The sequence below is a fragment of the Burkholderia sp. MS455 genome, from assembly GCF_016899445.1.
In the GTDB taxonomy this organism is placed as follows: Bacteria; Pseudomonadota; Gammaproteobacteria; order Burkholderiales; family Burkholderiaceae; genus Burkholderia; species Burkholderia pyrrocinia_C.
In genome coordinates this window covers 1,080,890-1,097,662 of record NZ_CP041779.1, presented here as the reverse complement: position 1 = coordinate 1,097,662, position 16,773 = coordinate 1,080,890, and the positions used below count along the sequence as shown (strand labels likewise).

17 protein-coding genes and 2 tRNA genes are annotated in these 16,773 nt (G+C 68.4%); 13 read left to right on the top strand and 6 right to left on the bottom strand.

What is annotated here, in order from left to right; all coding sequences use genetic code 11:
* Positions 1–50 precede the first annotated feature (50 nt).
* The 3 genes from FPJ27_RS24310 to pncB all read right to left on the bottom strand — a co-directional run bounded on the left by FPJ27_RS24310 (position 51) and on the right by pncB (position 3,474).
* Positions 51–1,481 carry a sodium:proton antiporter gene (locus tag FPJ27_RS24310; protein WP_204426018.1) on the bottom strand — a complete coding sequence of 477 codons (1,431 nt, stop codon included), beginning with the start codon at positions 1,479–1,481 and terminating at the stop codon, positions 51–53.
* A gap of 43 nt (positions 1,482–1,524) precedes the next feature.
* Positions 1,525–2,187, bottom strand: a complete 663-nt coding sequence (locus FPJ27_RS24305; protein ID WP_204426017.1) for a lactate utilization protein C — start codon at positions 2,185–2,187, stop codon at positions 1,525–1,527.
* A gap of 87 nt (positions 2,188–2,274) precedes the next feature.
* Entirely contained in the window at positions 2,275–3,474 is a 1,200-nt protein-coding gene (pncB, locus tag FPJ27_RS24300; protein WP_204426016.1) for a nicotinate phosphoribosyltransferase, read from the bottom strand.
* Positions 3,475–3,778: 304 nt separating this feature from the next.
* On the opposite strand from pncB, the gene fdxA reads away from it, so the two are divergent.
* From fdxA to FPJ27_RS24260, 8 genes are all read left to right on the top strand, one after another.
* Positions 3,779–4,102: a ferredoxin FdxA gene (fdxA, locus tag FPJ27_RS24295; protein ID WP_034183076.1), complete on the top strand. Its 324-nt coding sequence runs from the start codon at positions 3,779–3,781 to the stop codon at positions 4,100–4,102.
* A 95-nt stretch (positions 4,103–4,197) separates the two neighbouring features.
* Positions 4,198–4,273 (top strand) — tRNA-Asn (locus FPJ27_RS24290).
* A 72-nt stretch (positions 4,274–4,345) separates the two neighbouring features.
* Positions 4,346–4,421, top strand: a tRNA-Asn gene (locus FPJ27_RS24285).
* Between the two features lie 120 nt (positions 4,422–4,541).
* On the top strand, positions 4,542–5,027 hold the full coding sequence (locus tag FPJ27_RS24280; RefSeq protein ID WP_072436022.1) for a CreA family protein: 486 nt from the start codon (positions 4,542–4,544) through the stop codon (positions 5,025–5,027).
* A 62-nt stretch (positions 5,028–5,089) separates the two neighbouring features.
* Positions 5,090–6,004 (top strand): AraC family transcriptional regulator, encoded by a 915-nt coding sequence (locus tag FPJ27_RS24275; protein ID WP_204426015.1) that lies wholly within the window; start codon positions 5,090–5,092, stop codon positions 6,002–6,004.
* 124 nt (positions 6,005–6,128) lie between these two features.
* A complete protein-coding gene (locus FPJ27_RS24270; protein WP_204426014.1) occupies positions 6,129–6,908 on the top strand; it encodes an AzlC family ABC transporter permease in 780 nt (259 codons plus the stop codon).
* On the top strand, positions 6,905–7,243 hold the full coding sequence (locus FPJ27_RS24265) for an AzlD domain-containing protein (RefSeq protein ID WP_034183072.1): 339 nt from the start codon (positions 6,905–6,907) through the stop codon (positions 7,241–7,243). The genes FPJ27_RS24270 and FPJ27_RS24265 overlap by 4 nt, the downstream gene beginning before the upstream one ends.
* Positions 7,244–7,404: 161 nt before the next feature.
* Entirely contained in the window at positions 7,405–8,181 is a 777-nt protein-coding gene (locus FPJ27_RS24260; protein WP_072436025.1) for a DUF4088 family protein, read from the top strand.
* A gap of 131 nt (positions 8,182–8,312) precedes the next feature.
* Here FPJ27_RS24260 and FPJ27_RS24255 read toward each other — a convergent pair whose 3' ends face one another.
* Positions 8,313–8,714 (bottom strand): hypothetical protein, encoded by a 402-nt coding sequence (locus FPJ27_RS24255; protein ID WP_204426013.1) that lies wholly within the window; start codon positions 8,712–8,714, stop codon positions 8,313–8,315.
* Positions 8,715–8,984: 270 nt separating this feature from the next.
* Between FPJ27_RS24255 and FPJ27_RS24250 the strand changes: the two genes are divergently transcribed.
* From FPJ27_RS24250 to fumC, 3 genes are all read left to right on the top strand, one after another.
* Entirely contained in the window at positions 8,985–9,203 is a 219-nt protein-coding gene (locus FPJ27_RS24250; protein WP_006486208.1) for an RNA-binding S4 domain-containing protein, read from the top strand.
* Between the two features lie 132 nt (positions 9,204–9,335).
* Positions 9,336–10,724, top strand: a complete 1,389-nt coding sequence (gene norM / locus FPJ27_RS24245) for a multidrug efflux MATE transporter NorM (RefSeq protein ID WP_204426012.1) — start codon at positions 9,336–9,338, stop codon at positions 10,722–10,724.
* Between the two features lie 150 nt (positions 10,725–10,874).
* Positions 10,875–12,269 carry a class II fumarate hydratase gene (gene fumC / locus FPJ27_RS24240; protein ID WP_072436028.1) on the top strand — a complete coding sequence of 465 codons (1,395 nt, stop codon included), beginning with the start codon at positions 10,875–10,877 and terminating at the stop codon, positions 12,267–12,269.
* 46 nt (positions 12,270–12,315) lie between these two features.
* On the opposite strand, the gene FPJ27_RS24235 is transcribed toward fumC, so the two are convergent.
* On the bottom strand, positions 12,316–12,828 hold the full coding sequence (locus tag FPJ27_RS24235; protein ID WP_072436029.1) for an acyl-CoA thioesterase: 513 nt from the start codon (positions 12,826–12,828) through the stop codon (positions 12,316–12,318).
* A 130-nt stretch (positions 12,829–12,958) separates the two neighbouring features.
* A complete protein-coding gene (locus FPJ27_RS24230; protein ID WP_204426394.1) occupies positions 12,959–13,102 on the bottom strand; it encodes a hypothetical protein in 144 nt (47 codons plus the stop codon).
* Positions 13,103–13,298: 196 nt separating this feature from the next.
* On the opposite strand from FPJ27_RS24230, the gene FPJ27_RS24225 reads away from it, so the two are divergent.
* Positions 13,299–14,006, top strand: coding sequence for a helix-turn-helix transcriptional regulator (locus tag FPJ27_RS24225; protein ID WP_072436030.1), 708 nt, complete (start codon positions 13,299–13,301; stop codon positions 14,004–14,006).
* Between the two features lie 162 nt (positions 14,007–14,168).
* Positions 14,169–16,715: a DUF6600 domain-containing protein gene (locus tag FPJ27_RS24220; RefSeq protein WP_204426011.1), complete on the top strand. Its 2,547-nt coding sequence runs from the start codon at positions 14,169–14,171 to the stop codon at positions 16,713–16,715.
* Positions 16,716–16,773 lie beyond the last annotated feature (58 nt).

Below are 16,773 nucleotides of genomic sequence, written 5' to 3'. Positions count from 1 at the left end.
GCGCGCATCGCGCCGCCGGGATCGTCCGCGCTTGGTTGAAAGTTGTCAGGTTACGCCGGGAAGAAGATCAGCGACGTCAGCAGGAACACCGGCACCAGGATGACGAGCGCCCAGCCGAGGTATGCGAAGAAGCTCGGCATCTTCACGCCGCGCGACTCCGCGATCGCCTTCACCATGAAATTCGGCGCGTTGCCGATATAGCTGTTCGCGCCCATGAACACCGCGCCCGCGGAAATCGCGGCGAGCGTCGAGGCCCCCGTCGTCATCAGCGTCTGCGCATCGCCGCCCGCGAGGTTGAAGAACACCAGATAGGTCGGCGCATTGTCGAGGAACGACGACAGCAGGCCCGTCGCCCAGAAGTACATCGCGTCGATCGGCTTGCCGTCCGGCCCCGTGACGAGATGGACGATCTGCGCGAATGCGCCGTCCGCGCCCGCGCGCAGGATCACGATCACCGGCGCGATCGTCACGAAGATTCCCGCGAACAGCTTCGCGACCTCCTCGATCGGCGCCCAGTTGAACGCGTTGCCTTCACGTGCGGAACGCGGCGTCAGCGCGAGCGACGCGAGCGTCACGACCACGAGCGCGACGTCGCGCGCGAGGTTCTGCAGCGCGACGTGCGTGCCCCACACGTCGAACGCGATGTCCGGCTTCCAGATGCCGCTCATCAGCACGAGCGCGACCACGGCCGCGAGCAGCACGAAGTTGATCTTGCCGTCGATCGACAGCGCCGCGCCGTCGGGCGTCGGGTCGAGCGCGGCCGGCCGCTCCTCGCCGCCCTTCCGGTAGAAATACGTGTCGAGCACGAAGAACAGCGCCAGCAGCACGACGCAGATGAACAGCATCGGCAGCGCGAGATGGGTCGTCGTCCAGAAGAAGCTCACGCCGTTCAGGAATCCGAGGAACAACGGCGGATCGCCGAGCGGCGACAGCGAGCCGCCCGCGTTCGCGACGAGGAAGATGAAGAAAATCACGACGTGCACGACATGCTTGCGGTTGTCGTTCGCGCGCAGCAGCGGCCGGATCAACAGCATCGCGGCGCCGGTCGTGCCCATCACGCTCGCGAGCAGCGTGCCGAGCGCGAGGATCGCAGTGTTCAGCTTCGGCGATCCGTGCAGGTTGCCGTTCACGCAGATGCCGCCTGCCACCGTATAGAGCGCGGTGAGCAGCACGATGAACGGAATGTATTCCTCGAGCAGCGCATGCACGAGCGTGCCGAACGCGGTGCCCGCGCCGAACGCGAACGCGAACGGGATCAGGAACACGACCGCCCACCCCGCCGCAATCTTGCCGAAGTGGTGATGCCAGAATACCGGGGCAGCGAGCGGGAACATTGCGATGGACAGCAGGATCCCGGCAAACGGGATGCCCCAGAGCGCGGACAGTGTGGCACCGTCGAGCGTTGCGGCCGATGCAAGCGCGGGAACGGCGCCAAGCGCGACTCCCGACGCCATGCCCGCCCAGGCGGCATGTCGTTTCATGCAGAACTTCCTTGTTCGAGTGGTAGTGGATGCGGCGGGCGCGTCATGCGCCCCGGACGACGATCGCATGCACGCGGTACGGGCCGTGCGCGCCCAGTACGATGGTCTGCTCGATGTCGCCCGTGCGCGACGGGCCCGACACGAAATTGACCGCGCGCGGCAACTCGCCGCGCTCCGCACGGATCAGCGCGAACGCGTCTTCATGACCGGCGACGATCCGCGACGCGGGCACGATCGCGATGTGCGTCTCCGGCAGCAGGCCGGCCGATGCATAGGTATCGGGACCGGACAGCAGCACCAGCGAACCCGTTTCGGTGGTCGCGCAAAAGCAGCCCGTGAGGCCGACGAGATCGCCGTCGCGCGGCTTGCGGCACTCGACCGACAGGCCTGCGCCGGCCCAGTCGAGATCGGCCAGCGTGCGCCATGCGACGGCCTGCGTCGGCAGGCCGTGAGCGGAAAGATAGCGGGCAGCGGCGGCCGGTGCGTCGGCGAGCGCCGCGACTTCGTCGACCGTCGTCGACAGGCGTGCCGCTTCGTCGACGAATGCGGCAACGAGATCGGCCGGCATCGGCGGACGCGGGCCCTGCGGATGGCGGGCGAGATAATCGGCGACGCCGTCGCGCTCCGCTGCATCGGGCTCGGCCGCGCGCCCCTGCGCCGCGCGAATGCGCGCGAGGATCTGGCGACGGGCAGCAGAAGTGTCCATGAACGGTCCTCGTGACGTTGGCGTGCAATACGTCGGATTATACCGGCCGCCCCTGCCGCCACGCACCTTCGACCGAACGGCCGACGCTCACTTCGACGCGTCTTCCTCGACCGGCTGCGCGATGCCGAACACCTGGCGCAGGTAGGCGAGATAGGCCTTGTCGTCGCACATGCTCTTGCCCGGCGAATCCGACAGCTTCGCGACCGGCTGGCCGTTGCAGCGCACCATCTTGATCACGATCTGCAGCGGCACGTAGCCGAGGTCGTTGGTGAGGTTCGTGCCGACGCCGAACGCGAGCTTGCAACGGCCGCGGAACCGTTCGTACAACTGCATGACCTTCGGGATGTCGAGCGCGTCCGAGAACACGAGCACCTTCGTGCGCGGGTCGCACCGGTTCGCCTCGTAATGGCGCAGCATCCGCTCGCCCCAGTCGAACGGATCGCCCGAATCGTGGCGCGCGCCGTCGAACAGCTTGCAGAAGTACATGTCGAAGTCGTTCAGGAACGCATCCATCCCGTAGACGTCCGACAGCGCGATCCCGAGGTCGCCGCGGTATTCCTTCGCCCACATCTCGAAGCCGTAGATCTGCGAGTCGCGCAGCCTCGGGCCGAGCGCCTGGCACGCCTGCAGGTACTCGTGAGCCATCGTGCCGAGCGGCGTGATGTCGTGCTTCATCGCGTACAGCACGTTGCTCGTGCCCGCGAACTGCGGGCCGAGGCCGTCGCGCAGCGTGAGCGCGACTTCCTCGTGCCAGACCTTCGAGAAGCGCCGGCGCGTGCCGTAGTCGGCAATCTTGCAGTCGGCGAACTCGGGCTTCGCGCCGAGCAGCTTGATCTTCTCGCGCAGCCGCTCGCGGCCTTCGCGATAGTCGGGCTCGCGCTGCGTGTTGCGGAAATAGACTTCGTTGACGATCGCGAGCACCGGGATCTCGAACAGGATCGTATGCAGCCACGGCCCCTCGATCTCGATGTCGATCTCGCCGTTGCCCTTCGGCGAAGGCGTGATCGAGATGTACTTCTCGTTCAGGTGGAACAGCGCGAGGAAATCGACGAAATCGCTCTTGATGAAGCGCATCCGCCGCAGGTAGTCGAGTTCGACGTCGGAAAAACGCAGCGAGCACAGGCCGCGCACCTCGTCGCGGATCTCGTCGATGTACGGCACGAGATCGACGCCTTGCGTGCGGCACTTGAAACGGTATTCGACGTTGGCCGCCGGGAAGTGATGCAGGACGACCTGCATCATCGTGAACTTGTAGAGATCCGTGTCGAGCAGCGAAGTGATGATCATGATTGCGGCACCGCCAATATCGTGACAGGGTCCCGGCGCACCGCGCGCCGCCCGGTCTGTCGGCCATGTTACTCGAATGCGGGCCCGACCATCGCGAAACCGCCTGCCGCGCTGCCCCGTCGCGCCGTATACGGCTTCCCCATTGCGCGCCCCGCGGCGGCCCCCCTGAGCGCCCCCCATAAACTAATCACGAAACGATATAAGCTAGAAAGGCGACCACGTCATGCGGGTTTTGCGCTTCAGTTACAATGCCGCTTTTGGCGCCAACGCCACCCCATATATACCGCCAAGCAGGAGCGTTTTAATGACTCACGTTGTGACCGAAGGCTGCATCAAGTGCAAATACACGGATTGCGTGGATGTGTGCCCGGTGGATTGCTTCCGTGAAGGTCCCAACTTTCTCGCCATCGATCCGGACGAGTGCATCGACTGCGCCGTGTGCGTCGCCGAGTGCCCGACCAATGCGATCTATGCCGAAGAAGACGTTCCGGGCGACCAGCAGCAGTTCACCGAGCTGAATGCCGAGCTGGCAAAGGGCTGGCCGTCGATCACGAAGACCAAGCCGGCACCGGCCGACGCGGACGAGTGGAAGGACGTGCAGGACAAGTTGCACCTGCTCGAGCGCTGATCGCGCGGCGGCCGCAGAATTTTTTGTGCGTTGCAGCCCAAAAGTATTGACAGGTTAGCCAACACTCCATACAATCTCGTTTCTCTGCTGTTTGTTCCCCGATAGCTCAGTCGGTAGAGCGCCGGACTGTTAATCCGTAGGTCCCTGGTTCGAGCCCAGGTCGGGGAGCCAAAAAATGCATAGGCCCGTTGAAAGTGGACGGGCTTTTTGCTGGTAACCGAACACGCAGATGTACCGATTTATTCCCCGATAGCTCAGTCGGTAGAGCGCCGGACTGTTAATCCGTAGGTCCCTGGTTCGAGCCCAGGTCGGGGAGCCAGACAGCGAAAGGCCCGTCATTCGACGGGCCTTTTGTTTTTCCGGCCGCCCTTTCGCGTTATCGTGGCCCGGTCCCGCGCATGCTAGAGTCTCTGTCCCGCATTCGCATCCGGTTCCGTCGATGAAGCACCGCCTCCTGCGCGCCGCACCCTTCGCCGTCCTGCTCTCCGCATTCGCCATCGCGCCGCTCGCGCACGCGGAGGAAGTCGGCAGCGTCAATACCCACTTCCGCGTAACGGGCTCCGACCGCGTCGTCGTCGAGGCGTACGACGATCCGGTCGTGAACGGCGTGACCTGCTACGTGTCGCGCGCCCGCACGGGCGGCATCAAGGGCACGCTCGGCGTCGCCGAGGATCCGAGCGAGGCGTCGATCGCGTGCCGGCAGGTCGGCCCCATCACTTTCAAGGAGCCGCTCAAGCAGCAGACCGACGTGTTCAGCGAACGCATGTCGTTCATTTTCAAGACGCTGCACGTCGTGCGCGTGGTCGACAAGAAGCGCAACACGATCGTCTACCTGACCTACAGTGACCGCATCGTCAGCGGCAGCCCGAAGAACGCCGTCACCGCGGTGCCGATGCCGGCCGGCACGACGATTCCGGTCAAGTAAGGCCCGCACCTGACGGGCGCGTGAGCGATACACTGTCGGTTCGACCGCTCCCGCGCCCGATCATGTCTGCCACCCGCCTTCCAGACTCCGCACGCTACTGGCGCACGCCGCTGCTGCCGAAGGCAGATCTGGTCACGGCCACCTATCGCGACCACACGTTCGCGCCCCACTGGCACGACGCGTACACGATCCCCGTGATTCTCGAAGGCGCGGAACGCTTCACCTATCGCGGCAGCGGCCATGTCGCCGAAACGGGCACCGTGCCCGTGATCAATCCCGGCGAAGTGCATACGGGCTCGCGCGCGGCCGACGAAGGCTGGTGCTATCGCGTCAGCTACATGCCGGTCGAATTCATCCGCGAACTCACGAGCGCGATCGCCGGCCGCCCGCAGGACGCGCCGTGGTTTGCCCCCGACGTGATTCGCGACGCCGACCTCGCGGCCCGGCTCGCGCTGGCGCACCGGATGATGGAAGCCGGCAGCGAGCGCGCGCTGTCCTCCCATGCGCACGGGCAGCCGGCCGACGATCCGGCGGCCGGCGATCCGGCGGCCGGCGCACCGCGCATCTATGATCCGCTCGCCGCCGAAACGGCCATGCTCGACGCGCTGTCGACGCTGATCGTGCGCCATGCCGACGCGCAGCCGCGACCGGCGCCGCTCGCGGCGGACGAACCGCGCGTCGATGCGATGCGCGAGCGGCTCGCCGCCGATCTCACGTGCACGGTGACGCTCGACGAAGTCGCGCAGGCGGCCGGCCTGTCGCCGTTCCACGCGGCGCGCCTGTTCACGCGTACGACCGGCATGCCGCCGCATGCCTGGCGCAACCAGCTGCGATTGCAGCGCGCGCTGGTGCCGCTGCGGGCGGGCGTGCCCGTCGCCGACGTCGCGGCGGCCAGCGGCTTCGTCGACCAGAGCCACTTCACGCGGCATTTCAAACGGATGTTCGGCGTGCCGCCCGGGCGCTGGCAGGCGAGCTGACGCGCGGCTTCCCGCATCCGGCCGTTCGCTTGCCGCCGCGCCGACAACCGCCCGGGCAGCCACCCCGCCCGCGACCGCAAGAACATACAAGCCCGAAAACCACGGGCCCGCTATCCTCCAGCGCATGGAGGAGCACGCTTTGAACCCGGCTTTGAACCCGACACCCGCATCGCCCCCTCGCCGCCCGCTCAACGAATGGCTCGACGGCGCGCGCGACACGATCCCGATGATGATCGGCGCGGCGCCGTTCGGCGTGATTTTCGGCACGCTCGTCGGCGGCGGCCCGCTTGCCGCGTGGCACGGCGTGCTGATGTCGCTCGCCGTGTTCGCAGGCTCCGCGCAGTTCATCGCGCTCGGCCTGATCGCGGGCAGCGCGAGCTTCGTCGTCGTACTCGCGACGACGCTGATCGTGAACCTGCGCCACCTGCTGTACAGCGCGACGCTCGCGCCCTATGTCGCGCACCTGCCGTTGCGCTGGCGCGCCACGCTCGGCGCGCTGATGACCGACGAAGTGTTCGCGGTCGCCTATGGGCACTATCGGCACTTCCCGCCCGGTACGATCGGCCCGCACTACTTTTTCGGCTCCGGGCTCGCGATGTACCTGAACTGGCAGGTCTGGACGCTCGCGGGCATCGGCTTCGGCGCGGCATTCCCGGGCCTGCAGTCGCTCGGCCTCGATTTCGCGATGGCGGCGACCTTCATCGCGATCGTCGTCCCGCAGCTCGGCACGCTGCGCTATTTCGCGGCGGCCGCGACGGCCGGCACGCTCGCGTACTTCTGGCAGGGCTGGCCGTACAAGCTCGGGCTGCTCGGCGCGGTTGCCGCCGGCGTCGCGATCGGCGTCGCGCTGACACTGCGGCACGAGCGCTCGCGCGCGCGGTCACACACGGAGGCCGCATCGTGAGCTACGCGCTGCTGATCCTCGGGATGGCCGTCATCACGTACGCAATCCGCACGACGCTGTTCCTGTTCGGCGAGCGGCTGACCTTCCCGCCGCTCGTGCGGACCGCACTCGGCTTCGTGCCCGTCACCGTGCTGACCGCGATCATCGTGCCGATGACCGTCTCGCCGCATGGCGGCACGGCCGAACTGACCTGGCGCAATCCGCAGCTCGTCGGCGCGCTCGCCGCCGTGCTCGTGTCGGCTGCGACCCGCCGCCCACTCGTGACGATCGCGGCGGGTCTCGCGGTGTTCTTTTTCTGGCAAGGGATCGTGCTGCCGCACTGGCTGCCCGCCTGAGCGGACACTCCACCGCGCGCGCTCAAGTTTCCGCGCGGCGCGCCGATATAGGAAATGAAAACCCGCCACCGGCCTCGGCGCGCACCGGTCAGTCGACGCTGCGCCCGCACCGGTGCGCCGTGCCGACCGCCGGCCTGCGCGGGCCGCCATCGAGACGATTCATGGGCCAGATCACCCTTTCCCTCAAGGACGACACGCTCGAGTCCCTGCGCAAGGACTACGACGCGTTCGTCCGCGTGTCGCTGAAACTCGACCCGCAGTTCGCGACACCGTCGTTCGAGGATTTCCTGCGCGCGAAGCTGCTCGACAACATGGTTCCGCTGACCGAGCACGCGGTGCAGCGCATGCTGCAGGGCGGCCAGTACGCGTGGGCAAAGCGCACGCTCGACAAGGAATTTCCGGATGTCGTCGCGATCCTGATGCGGCAGGCCGGCGAATTCGGCTTCGGTTTCGCGTCGCGCTCCGAATGGACGCCCGACGAGCTCGCGAAAGCGTGCCGCGACTGGGCGAAGGCGATCGTCGCCGAGGCGCAGGGCGACCCGGCGCAGATCGATCCGCTCGCGTCGCAGATCAAGGGCGCGGCTCAGGACATCCAGGCGCTCGAAGAACTGATGCAGACGCCCGCATGGCGACTCGCGGAATCGCTGCGGCAACGGATTTACGAGGCCAAGCTCGCATGCGAGATGAGCGTCGGCAGCACCGCGCGCGACAAGCTCGGCGAACTGCGCGGATTGCTGCGGCTCGGGCTCGCACATGGCTCGTTCCAGAAACAGGAAGCGCAGCAGATCATGGAATACCTGCGGCTGCTGAAACCGGAGATCTTCGTCGAAGAGCCGTACGACGTCTTCGCGCGGCTCGCCGCATGGCTGCGCAGCGTATTCACGCCGGCTGCCGCGCGCCCCGCGCAGGGACAAGGCCAGGGACAGCGCCGGCCGTGACCGCGCGCCCGCGCTGCTGAAAGCATGAACACATGAAAACGGCCCGGTTCGCGCGAAGTGAACCGGGCCGCCGGACGGCCGCCGTCGCGACGCGCCGTCCAGGGCGAGCGTCGCGCGGCGCCAGGCACCGCTTACTGCGTGGCGCCCTGGGCCGATGCACCGCCCTCCGCGCCGACCGATGCACCGCCCTCGGTCGCTTCGCCGGCCTTCGCCTTGGCCGAGCCGACATGGCTCTTGGCCGACTTCGCGGTGTGCTTCGCGTGCTTCTTGGCCGAGTGGACGGCCGACGACGCCGCATCCTTCGCGCCGTCGGCTGCCGCGCCGACCGCATCGGTTGCGCCGCCGACCGCATTGCCCGACGCGTTCGCGCCGGCGCTACCCTGCACGCCCGCGCCGACGCCCGCTGCCGGGGTCTGCGCCTGCACGCCGGCACCTGCCGCGCCCTGCGCCGCCGTGCCCGTCTGGGCAAACGCGGCCGAAGTGGCGAACGCCGTCAGCGCGGCACCGATCAGCATCGTACGAATCTTGGACATGACAATCCTCCTCAAGAAGTTGTGGGCGCGAACCGCAGCGATGCGGTCCGTCGCGTCCCCCGCCGCAACACGCAGCAGGTACGACAAAAGACCCGCGGCCCGCACCCACGGTTCTCGAATCTCTCAGACTGTTACCCACCGTTTCATTTGCTGACGAATCGCTCACAGTCCTTAACAACTGCGTGCCGCGGCCGCCCGCGCTCGCGCGCCGGCCCGCGGTGCCGTATGATGCGAGGCGATTCCTTCCGCGCATTGCGCACCTTCTTCGTCATGCCCAACCTGGATTTCACGCTGACCGGCGAATACGTCGAGCTGCACAACCTTCTCAAGATCACCGGCCTCGCGGACAGCGGAGGCACCGCGAAGCTGATCGTCGCGTCCGGCGCGGTGAAAGTCGACGGCGCGGTCGAGCTTCGCAAGACCTGCAAGATCCGCGCGGGCCAGGTCGTGCTGCTCGGCGACACGCGCATCGCGGTGCGCGAGGCTTAGGGCCTGTTCCCCCTGTCCGCGACATGGCCATCGGCGCGCGCGTTCGACACGGTACGAATAAAGCCGTAAGCTAGCCGTCTCTCAAAATAAATACAGACAGCGCGGGCCCGCACCCGCGCGAGCGCCCATTCCATGTCGCATTCCGGTCTCACGCGGACGGCCGCCGCGCCGCCGTCGCTGTCCAGTCACGCCGCCGATACCGCGCGCCTCGCCGCACCGCTCGCGATCGCGCAACTTTCACAAATGGCGATGAGCGTCACCGACACGGTGCTGCTCGGTTCGCTCGGCCCCGATTCGCTCGCGGCCGGCGGTCTAGGCGCGAACTTCTTCTTCGTCATCGTCACCATTCTGCAAGGCGTGCTGTCGTCGGTCAGCGTGAGCGTCGCGCATGCGCGCGGCGCCCAGGCCGAGGACCGCGTGCCGCACATCTACTGGACCGGGTTCGCGCTGTCCGTGCTGCTCGCGATTCCGGCAATCGTCGCGCTGTCGCTGGCCGAACCGATCCTGCTGATGTTCCACGAGCCGCCGCTGCTCGCGCATCACGTCGGCGAATACACGGGCATCCTGCGCTTCGCGGCGCTCGGCAGCCTGATCGGCGTCGGGCTGATGCGCGCGTTCCTGCCGGCGATCGGCGCCGCGCGGCGGCTGCTGTGGGTGTCGATCGGCGGCGTCGGCGTGAACGGCGTGCTGAACTACGGGCTGATCCACGGCGCATTCGGGCTGCCGCGCCTCGGCTTTCTCGGGTCGGCGGTCGCGACGACGATCACGATCTGGCTCACCGCACTCGCGCTGATCTGGCTGCTGCACGGCCGCCAGCGCTTCCGCCATTTCGTGACCGCGGCGCGCCCGAAGCTGCCCGTGATGGGCGAGCTGATCGGCATCGGCTGGCCCGTTGCGATCACGTACGGGGTCGAATCGACGCTGTTCCTCGCCACCGGGCTCACGGTCGGCGTACTCGGCGCGACGTCACTCGCCGCGCACCAGATCGCGCTGAACGTCGCGTCGGTATCGTTCATGGTGCCGCTCGCGATCGGCCAGGCCGCCAACGTCCGGGTCGGCTACTGGGTCGGCGCGGGCTCGCCCGTCGCCGCGCGGCATGCGGGCTTCGTCGCGCTCGCGCTCGGCGTCGCGTTCATGTCGCTGTCGGGCGTCGTGATGATCGTCGCGCCGCACACGATCGTCGGCCTGTATCTTCACCTCGACGACCCGGCCAATGCCGCCACGGTGTCGCTCGCGGCGTCGCTGCTCGGCATCGCCGCGGTGTTCCAGATCGTCGACGGGATGCAGACCGTTGCGTCGGGCGCGCTGCGCGGCCTGAAGGACACGCGCATCCCGATGCTCGCCGCGACCTTCGGCTACTGGGGCATCGGCTTCCCGACCGGCTACTGGTTCGCGTTCCACGCGGGCCTCGGCGCGCGCGGCCTGTGGTGGGGGCTCGCAGCCGGCCTCGCGAGCGTCGCGGCGCTGATGGCATGGCGCTTTCATCTGAAGACCGCGTCGCTCGTCGCGGCGCGGCATTGAGCGCGACACGACACGAAATCGCGGCCGACGCTATGCTTGTCGGCTGAAGGCCCGAAGTCCCGAAGATGCCGCGCGAGCGGCGCGACTGCCTCACGATACGCCCGACGCCGCGCATTGCGCGGCCTTTCCCCTTTCCAAGAGGAGTGCATCATGAACGAAGCAGTTCGGATGGAACGCGACACGTTCGGCGAGATCGCCGTGCCGGCCGACCGGCTCTGGGGCGCGCAGACCGAGCGCTCGCTGCAGAATTTCCGGATCTCGACGGAGAAGCAGTCGCCCGAGCTGATCCACGCGCTGGCGATCGTCAAGCGTGCCGCGGCGGCCGTGAACCAGTCGCTCGGCGTGCTGGCCGACGACAAGGCACGCGCGATCATCGACGCGGCCGACGAGATCATCGCCGGCAAGCATCCGCGCGAATTCCCGCTCGCGGTCTGGCAGACGGGCTCCGGCACGCAGACCAACATGAACCTCAACGAGGTGATCGCGAACCGCGCGAGCGAGCTGATGGGCGGCGAGCGCGGCGAAGCGCGCAAGGTTCATCCGAACGACGACGTCAACCGCGGCCAATCGTCGAACGACGTGTTCCCGACCGCGATGCACGTCGCGGCCGCTTACGCGATCGTCAATCACCTGCTGCCGGCGCTGCGCACGCTGCGCACGACGCTCGACGCGAAATCGAAGGCGTTCGCCGATATCGTGAAGATCGGCCGCACGCACTTGCAGGACGCGACACCGCTCACGCTCGGCCAGGAGTTTTCCGGCTATGTCGCGCAACTCGACCAGGGCATCCGTCACGTCGAATCGGCGCTGCCGCACCTGTACGAACTCGCACTCGGCGGCACCGCGGTCGGCACGGGGCTGAACGCGCATCCGGAGTTCGCGGTGCGCGTCGCCGACGAAATCGGCCGCCTGGCGAAGCTGCCGTTCGTGACGGCGCCGAGCAAGTTCGAGGTGATGGCGGCGGCTGACGCGCTGGTGTTCGCGCACGGCGCGCTGAAGACCGTCGCGGCCGGCCTGATGAAGATCGCGAACGACATCCGCTGGCTCGCGAGCGGGCCGCGCTGCGGGCTCGGCGAGCTGTCGATTCCGGAGAACGAGCCGGGCAGCTCGATCATGCCGGGCAAGGTGAACCCGACACAGTCGGAGGCCGTGACGATGCTGTGCTGCCAGGTGTTCGGCAACGACGTCGCAGTCAACGTCGGCGGCGCGAGCGGCAATTTCGAGTTGAACGTGTTCCGGCCGATGATCGCGCACAACGTACTGCAATCGGTGCGGCTGCTCGCCGACGGCGCGCAGAGCTTCAACGACCACTGCGCGGTGGGCATCGAGCCGAATCGCGCGCGCATCGACCTGCTGCTGAACGAATCGCTGATGCTCGTGACGGCGCTCAATCCGCATATCGGCTACGACAAGTCCGCGCAGATCGCGAAGAAGGCGCACAAGGAAGGCACGACGCTGAAGGCCGCCGCGCTCGCGCTCGGCTACCTGACCGAGGCGGAATTCGATGCGTGGGTGCGTCCCGAGCAGATGATCGGGTCGCAGTAACGGCGGAACGACGGGCGCGGCGCGAAGGGCGCGGCGCCCGCGCCGGTCAGACCGTGCCCTTCGCGACCTCTTCCGGCTTCAACTCGACGATCTTGTCGAGCGCGGCCCGCACGTCGGCCGCATATTTCGCGAGCACCTTCTGCTCGTCGGTTTCGGGCACGAACGGCGGCACCGGCACCGGGTTGCCGTTCTCGTCGACCGCGACGAACACGACCAGGCAATCGGTCGTCTGGCGCAGCACGCCGCCCTTCGGATCGCCGGCGTGCACGGATACATGGATATGCATGCTGGTGCGCCCCGTCGCGACGACGCGCGCCTTCAGTTCGACGAGATTGCCGACCAGGATCGGGCGCTGGAAACGGATGTTGCCGACGCTGACCGTCACGCAATAGCGGCTCGACCAGACGGCCGCGCACGCATACGCGACCTCGTCGATCCACTTCATCAGCGCGCCGCCATGCACCTTGCCGCCGAAGTTCACGGACGACGGCTCGGCGAGGAAGCGGAATACGGTTTCGGTGCGGTCGAGGGCGGCCGGTACGGGGGACGGTTGGGGCATCTTGTTGGCTCCGGGCGGCAGGGGCGCTGTGATCGGGCCATTATACGTTGCACTGCGGCAACGCGTCGCGGGGCGCCCCGTATGGCGCGGCGGCGCCGACGCGCCCGAAACGCACACGGATCGGCGCCCGTCAGCGGCGTATCGTGATGCCCTGGTCGATCGCCCCGTACATCTCGAGGCTGCCGCCTCGCTCGCCGGCAGCGCCCGCGCCGCCCTGCGCACAGGCCGAGCAGACGAGCACGGCCGCCAACAGGCAGAAAATCGTCTTCATCATTGCATCGTGTCACGTGCGGCGGCCCGCTGCCGCCGCGTCCGGCCATTCTACGCGTGCCCCGCACGGGGCCGCAGTCCGGTCTTCCGCAGGGTCGGGGCCCGCGCCGGTACCGCTATTCGACATTTCAGCCGGATCCGAAACATCGAATGCCCGCACCTACTACACTGCACGTCATCCCGCCTGACGAGACACGACGATGACCGATCACGACGATCACCACTTTCCGGGCCTGAGCCGCATCGGCGCGCTGATCGCCGACCCGGGGCGCGCCGCGATGCTGTGGGTGCTGATGGACGGCAGCGCGCGACCGGCCGGCGAACTGACGATGATCGCGGGGCTGTCGCCGTCCGCGGCAAGCGCGCATCTCGCGCGGCTGACCGAAGGCGGCCTGCTCGCGCTCGAAGTGCGCGGCCGGCACCGCTATTACCGGATCGCGTCGTCCGACATCGCGGCATCGCTCGAGGCGCTCGCGAACGTCGCCCGCGCGGCCGCGCCGCACCGCCCGGTTCCGCCGCCGTCGCGCACGGTGCCGGCCGAACTGCGCTACGCACGCACCTGCTACGACCATATGGCCGGCGAACTCGCAGTGCGCATCTTCGACGGGCTCACCGCGCGCGGCTGGCTGCTCGCCAACGGCGATGAGATCGAGACCACCGAACTCGGCACCCGGGCGCTCGCGCAATGGGGCATCGACGTCGCCCAGCAGCGCGCGCGCCGGCGCCGCTTCGCGTGCGGCTGTCTCGACTGGAGCGAGCGGCGCTCGCATCTCGGCGGCGCGCTCGGCGCCGCACTGCTCGAGAGCTTCTGTGCGCACGGCTGGATCGAGCGCTCCGCACGACCGCGCGTGCTGCGCGTCACCGTGCCCGGACAGCAGGTTTTCGACGGGTGGCTTACGTCCGCTTGACGCCAGCATTGCAGCTGCACGACAACGGCTCGCGATGGACAGGTTTTGTTACATCGCGTGCCATCCGGCTTACAAAACACCGAGCACTGAAACAGACCGAGCGGATATTGTGAACTCAACGGCACGAATCGACGCGCCGCGATAACGACGAAGACGCTCACCATGGCCCCCCTGTTCACGCTCAAGCGATCCGCCCGCTATACGCTGCTCGCGTTCGTCGCGCTTGCGACGCTGCCCCCCGCATTCGCACAATCGGCCGATGCCCCGCCGTATGCGGCCGCGGCCCGGCAACCGGGCGGCGATCCGCCGGGCCGCGTCGCGCGGCTCAATTACCTGTCGGGCGCCGTGACGACCGAACCGGCCGGCACCGATACCTGGTCGTATGCCGCCGTGAACCGGCCGCTGACGACCGGCGACCAGCTCTGGAACGATGCCGGCGCGCGCTCGGAACTGCACATCGGCTCGACCGCGGTGCGGCTCGGCAATTCGACGAGCCTGTCGGTGCTGAACCTCGACGACACGACGACGCAACTGAAGGTCGGCCTCGGCACCGTATCGACGCACGTGCGCCAGTTGCCGGCCGGCGGATCGTATGAAATCGACACGCCGAACCTCGCGCTCGGCATCACGGGCCCCGGCGACTATCGCGTCGATGTCGCGCCGAACGGAGCGAGCACGACGGTCACGGTGCGCAGCGGCAGCGCGACCGTCTACGGCAGCAACGGACAATACCCGCTGTCACCCGGACAGCAGGTCGTGTTCACGGGCACCGACCTGCAGGTTGCGCAGCAATCGCCCGCGCCGGGCCCCGATGCGCTCGACCAGTGGGCCGCCAGCCGCGACGCGGCCGAGGAGCGCTCGGTATCGGCCCGCTATGTGTCCCGCGACGTTCCCGGCTACCAGGATCTCGACGCGAACGGCACGTGGCGCGAAACCCCGAATTACGGCTCGGTATGGGTGCCGAACGACACGCCGGCCGACTGGGCGCCGTATCACGACGGCCACTGGATCTGGCAGGCACCGTGGGGCTGGACGTGGGTCGACGATGCACCGTGGGGCTTCGCGCCGTATCACTACGGCCGCTGGGCGTACGTGGACGATAGCTGGGCATGGGTGCCCGGCCCGATGGTCGTCAGCCAGCCGCCCGTCTATGCGCCGGCGCTCGTCGCGTTCGTCGGTGGCGGCGGCGGTCCCGACTGGAGCGTCGCGCTCACCGTCGGCGGCGTCGCCGCGGCCGGCTGCGCATGGTTCGCGCTCGGCCCGGGTGAGCCGTGGCACCCCGGCTGGGGCGGCTGGAGCCCGCACTACTACGATCGCGTGAACCGCAACATCGTGGTGAACAACGTCAACGTGAACAAGACCGTGAACGTGACGAACATCACCAACATCAACAAGACGTACGTGAACTTCCACGCGCCGCACGCGATCACGGCCGTGCCGGCCTCCGCGTTCGTGCACGGTCAACCTGTTGCGCACTTCTCGCAGCATGTCGATCCGCAGCAATGGCGCAATGCGCACGTGACACCGGGCACGCCCGGTATCGCGCCGGTGCGCCAGAGCTTTACCGGCGGGCTGCGCAATGCCGGCTACCGTCCGCCGGAGGCGATCGCGCAGCACCCGTACGTCGCGACGCGCAATCCTGCCGTGCCGGCCGCGTATCGCGACCAGGCCGCCGCCCACCTTGCGCAGCAAGGCGCACGCGTACCGGGCGCCGGCGCCCCCGTCGTGAAGACGAACGTGCCGGCGGACTATACGGCTCGCCCGGTTCGCGTTCCGGGCAACCCGAACGGCGGCGCATGGGCAATGCACAACGTGCAGCTCGTGAATCCGCACGGCCCCGTCGTGCAACCTTCACGCGCGCCGCGCGAAGGCCAGCCGCCAGCCGCGCAGGCCGGACGTCCGGGCGCACCGGTGCCGGTGCCGGGCGCGCCGACTCTCGCGCGGCCGGCGAACGGCGAGAACCCCAATGCGCCGCGCTTCGCCAACGGCGGCATGCCGCAGGCACCGGGCAACCCGGCGCCGCGCCAGGCGTTCGGGCCCGGAAACGGTGTCCCGCATCCGCCGGTGGCCGGCAATTTCCCGTCGGGCAACGGCAACGCACACGCAGCCGAAGCGCCGTCACCGGCGTGGATGCAGCCTCACACGCCGATGGAGCGTCAGCGCCCCGCCCCGCCGGCCGCGCTGCACGCGGCAGGACAGAATGCGCTGCCGCCCGTGCGCAGCGCGGTGCCGGTGCCGCATCCGGACGGCACGCCGGCTCCGCAGGGCGCGCAGCCCGGCGGCCGGAACGAAGCGCCGCGCGCGCTGCCGCAGCCGAGGTTCGACAATACGGCGCAAATCCCGCAGCCGCGTCCGCGCCCCGAATTCCCGACGCCGGCCCAGCATGGGCAGCCGCAACCGGAACGGGCCGCCCCCGCGCCGCAACCGCGCCCCGAATTCGCGCAACCGGCGCCACACCGCGAAGTCGCACCGCCGCGCGTGAACGAGTACCGCCCGCCGGCCCCCGCCGCACATGAAATGCCGCGCCCGCAGCCGCAGGCGCCGCGCATGGAGCCACGGCCGTCGATGCCCGCACCGCACGTGGAACCGCGCCCGTCGATGCCCGCGCCCCGAATGGAACCGCGGCCGCAACCGGCGCCGCACGTCGAGGCGCCGCGCCCGAGCAACCCGCCGCCGCAAGGCGGTCACGAAGAGCGGCACCGCCAGTAAGTGCCGCAAACGTGAAGCAAAAAGGCCCGACCGGCTGATGCCGGTCAGGCCTTCTTTC

Coding starts and splice junctions, on each gene's coding strand:
- FPJ27_RS24235 (WP_072436029.1), bottom strand. CDS start 12,828: ATGCCCCAACCGTCCCCCGTACCGGCCGCCCTCGACCGCACCGAAACC.
- FPJ27_RS24255 (WP_204426013.1), bottom strand. CDS start 8,714: ATGTCCAAGATTCGTACGATGCTGATCGGTGCCGCGCTGACGGCGTTC.
- FPJ27_RS24280 (WP_072436022.1), top strand. CDS start 4,542: ATGAAGCACCGCCTCCTGCGCGCCGCACCCTTCGCCGTCCTGCTCTCC.
- FPJ27_RS24250 (WP_006486208.1), top strand. CDS start 8,985: ATGCCCAACCTGGATTTCACGCTGACCGGCGAATACGTCGAGCTGCAC.
- fdxA (WP_034183076.1), top strand. CDS start 3,779: ATGACTCACGTTGTGACCGAAGGCTGCATCAAGTGCAAATACACGGAT.
- FPJ27_RS24305 (WP_204426017.1), bottom strand. CDS start 2,187: ATGGACACTTCTGCTGCCCGTCGCCAGATCCTCGCGCGCATTCGCGCG.
- FPJ27_RS24220 (WP_204426011.1), top strand. CDS start 14,169: ATGGCCCCCCTGTTCACGCTCAAGCGATCCGCCCGCTATACGCTGCTC.
- FPJ27_RS24225 (WP_072436030.1), top strand. CDS start 13,299: ATGACCGATCACGACGATCACCACTTTCCGGGCCTGAGCCGCATCGGC.
- FPJ27_RS24230 (WP_204426394.1), bottom strand. CDS start 13,102: ATGATGAAGACGATTTTCTGCCTGTTGGCGGCCGTGCTCGTCTGCTCG.
- FPJ27_RS24275 (WP_204426015.1), top strand. CDS start 5,090: ATGTCTGCCACCCGCCTTCCAGACTCCGCACGCTACTGGCGCACGCCG.
- norM (WP_204426012.1), top strand. CDS start 9,336: ATGTCGCATTCCGGTCTCACGCGGACGGCCGCCGCGCCGCCGTCGCTG.
- pncB (WP_204426016.1), bottom strand. CDS start 3,474: ATGATCATCACTTCGCTGCTCGACACGGATCTCTACAAGTTCACGATG.
- FPJ27_RS24310 (WP_204426018.1), bottom strand. CDS start 1,481: ATGAAACGACATGCCGCCTGGGCGGGCATGGCGTCGGGAGTCGCGCTT.
- FPJ27_RS24260 (WP_072436025.1), top strand. CDS start 7,405: ATGGGCCAGATCACCCTTTCCCTCAAGGACGACACGCTCGAGTCCCTG.
- fumC (WP_072436028.1), top strand. CDS start 10,875: ATGAACGAAGCAGTTCGGATGGAACGCGACACGTTCGGCGAGATCGCC.
- FPJ27_RS24270 (WP_204426014.1), top strand. CDS start 6,129: ATGGAGGAGCACGCTTTGAACCCGGCTTTGAACCCGACACCCGCATCG.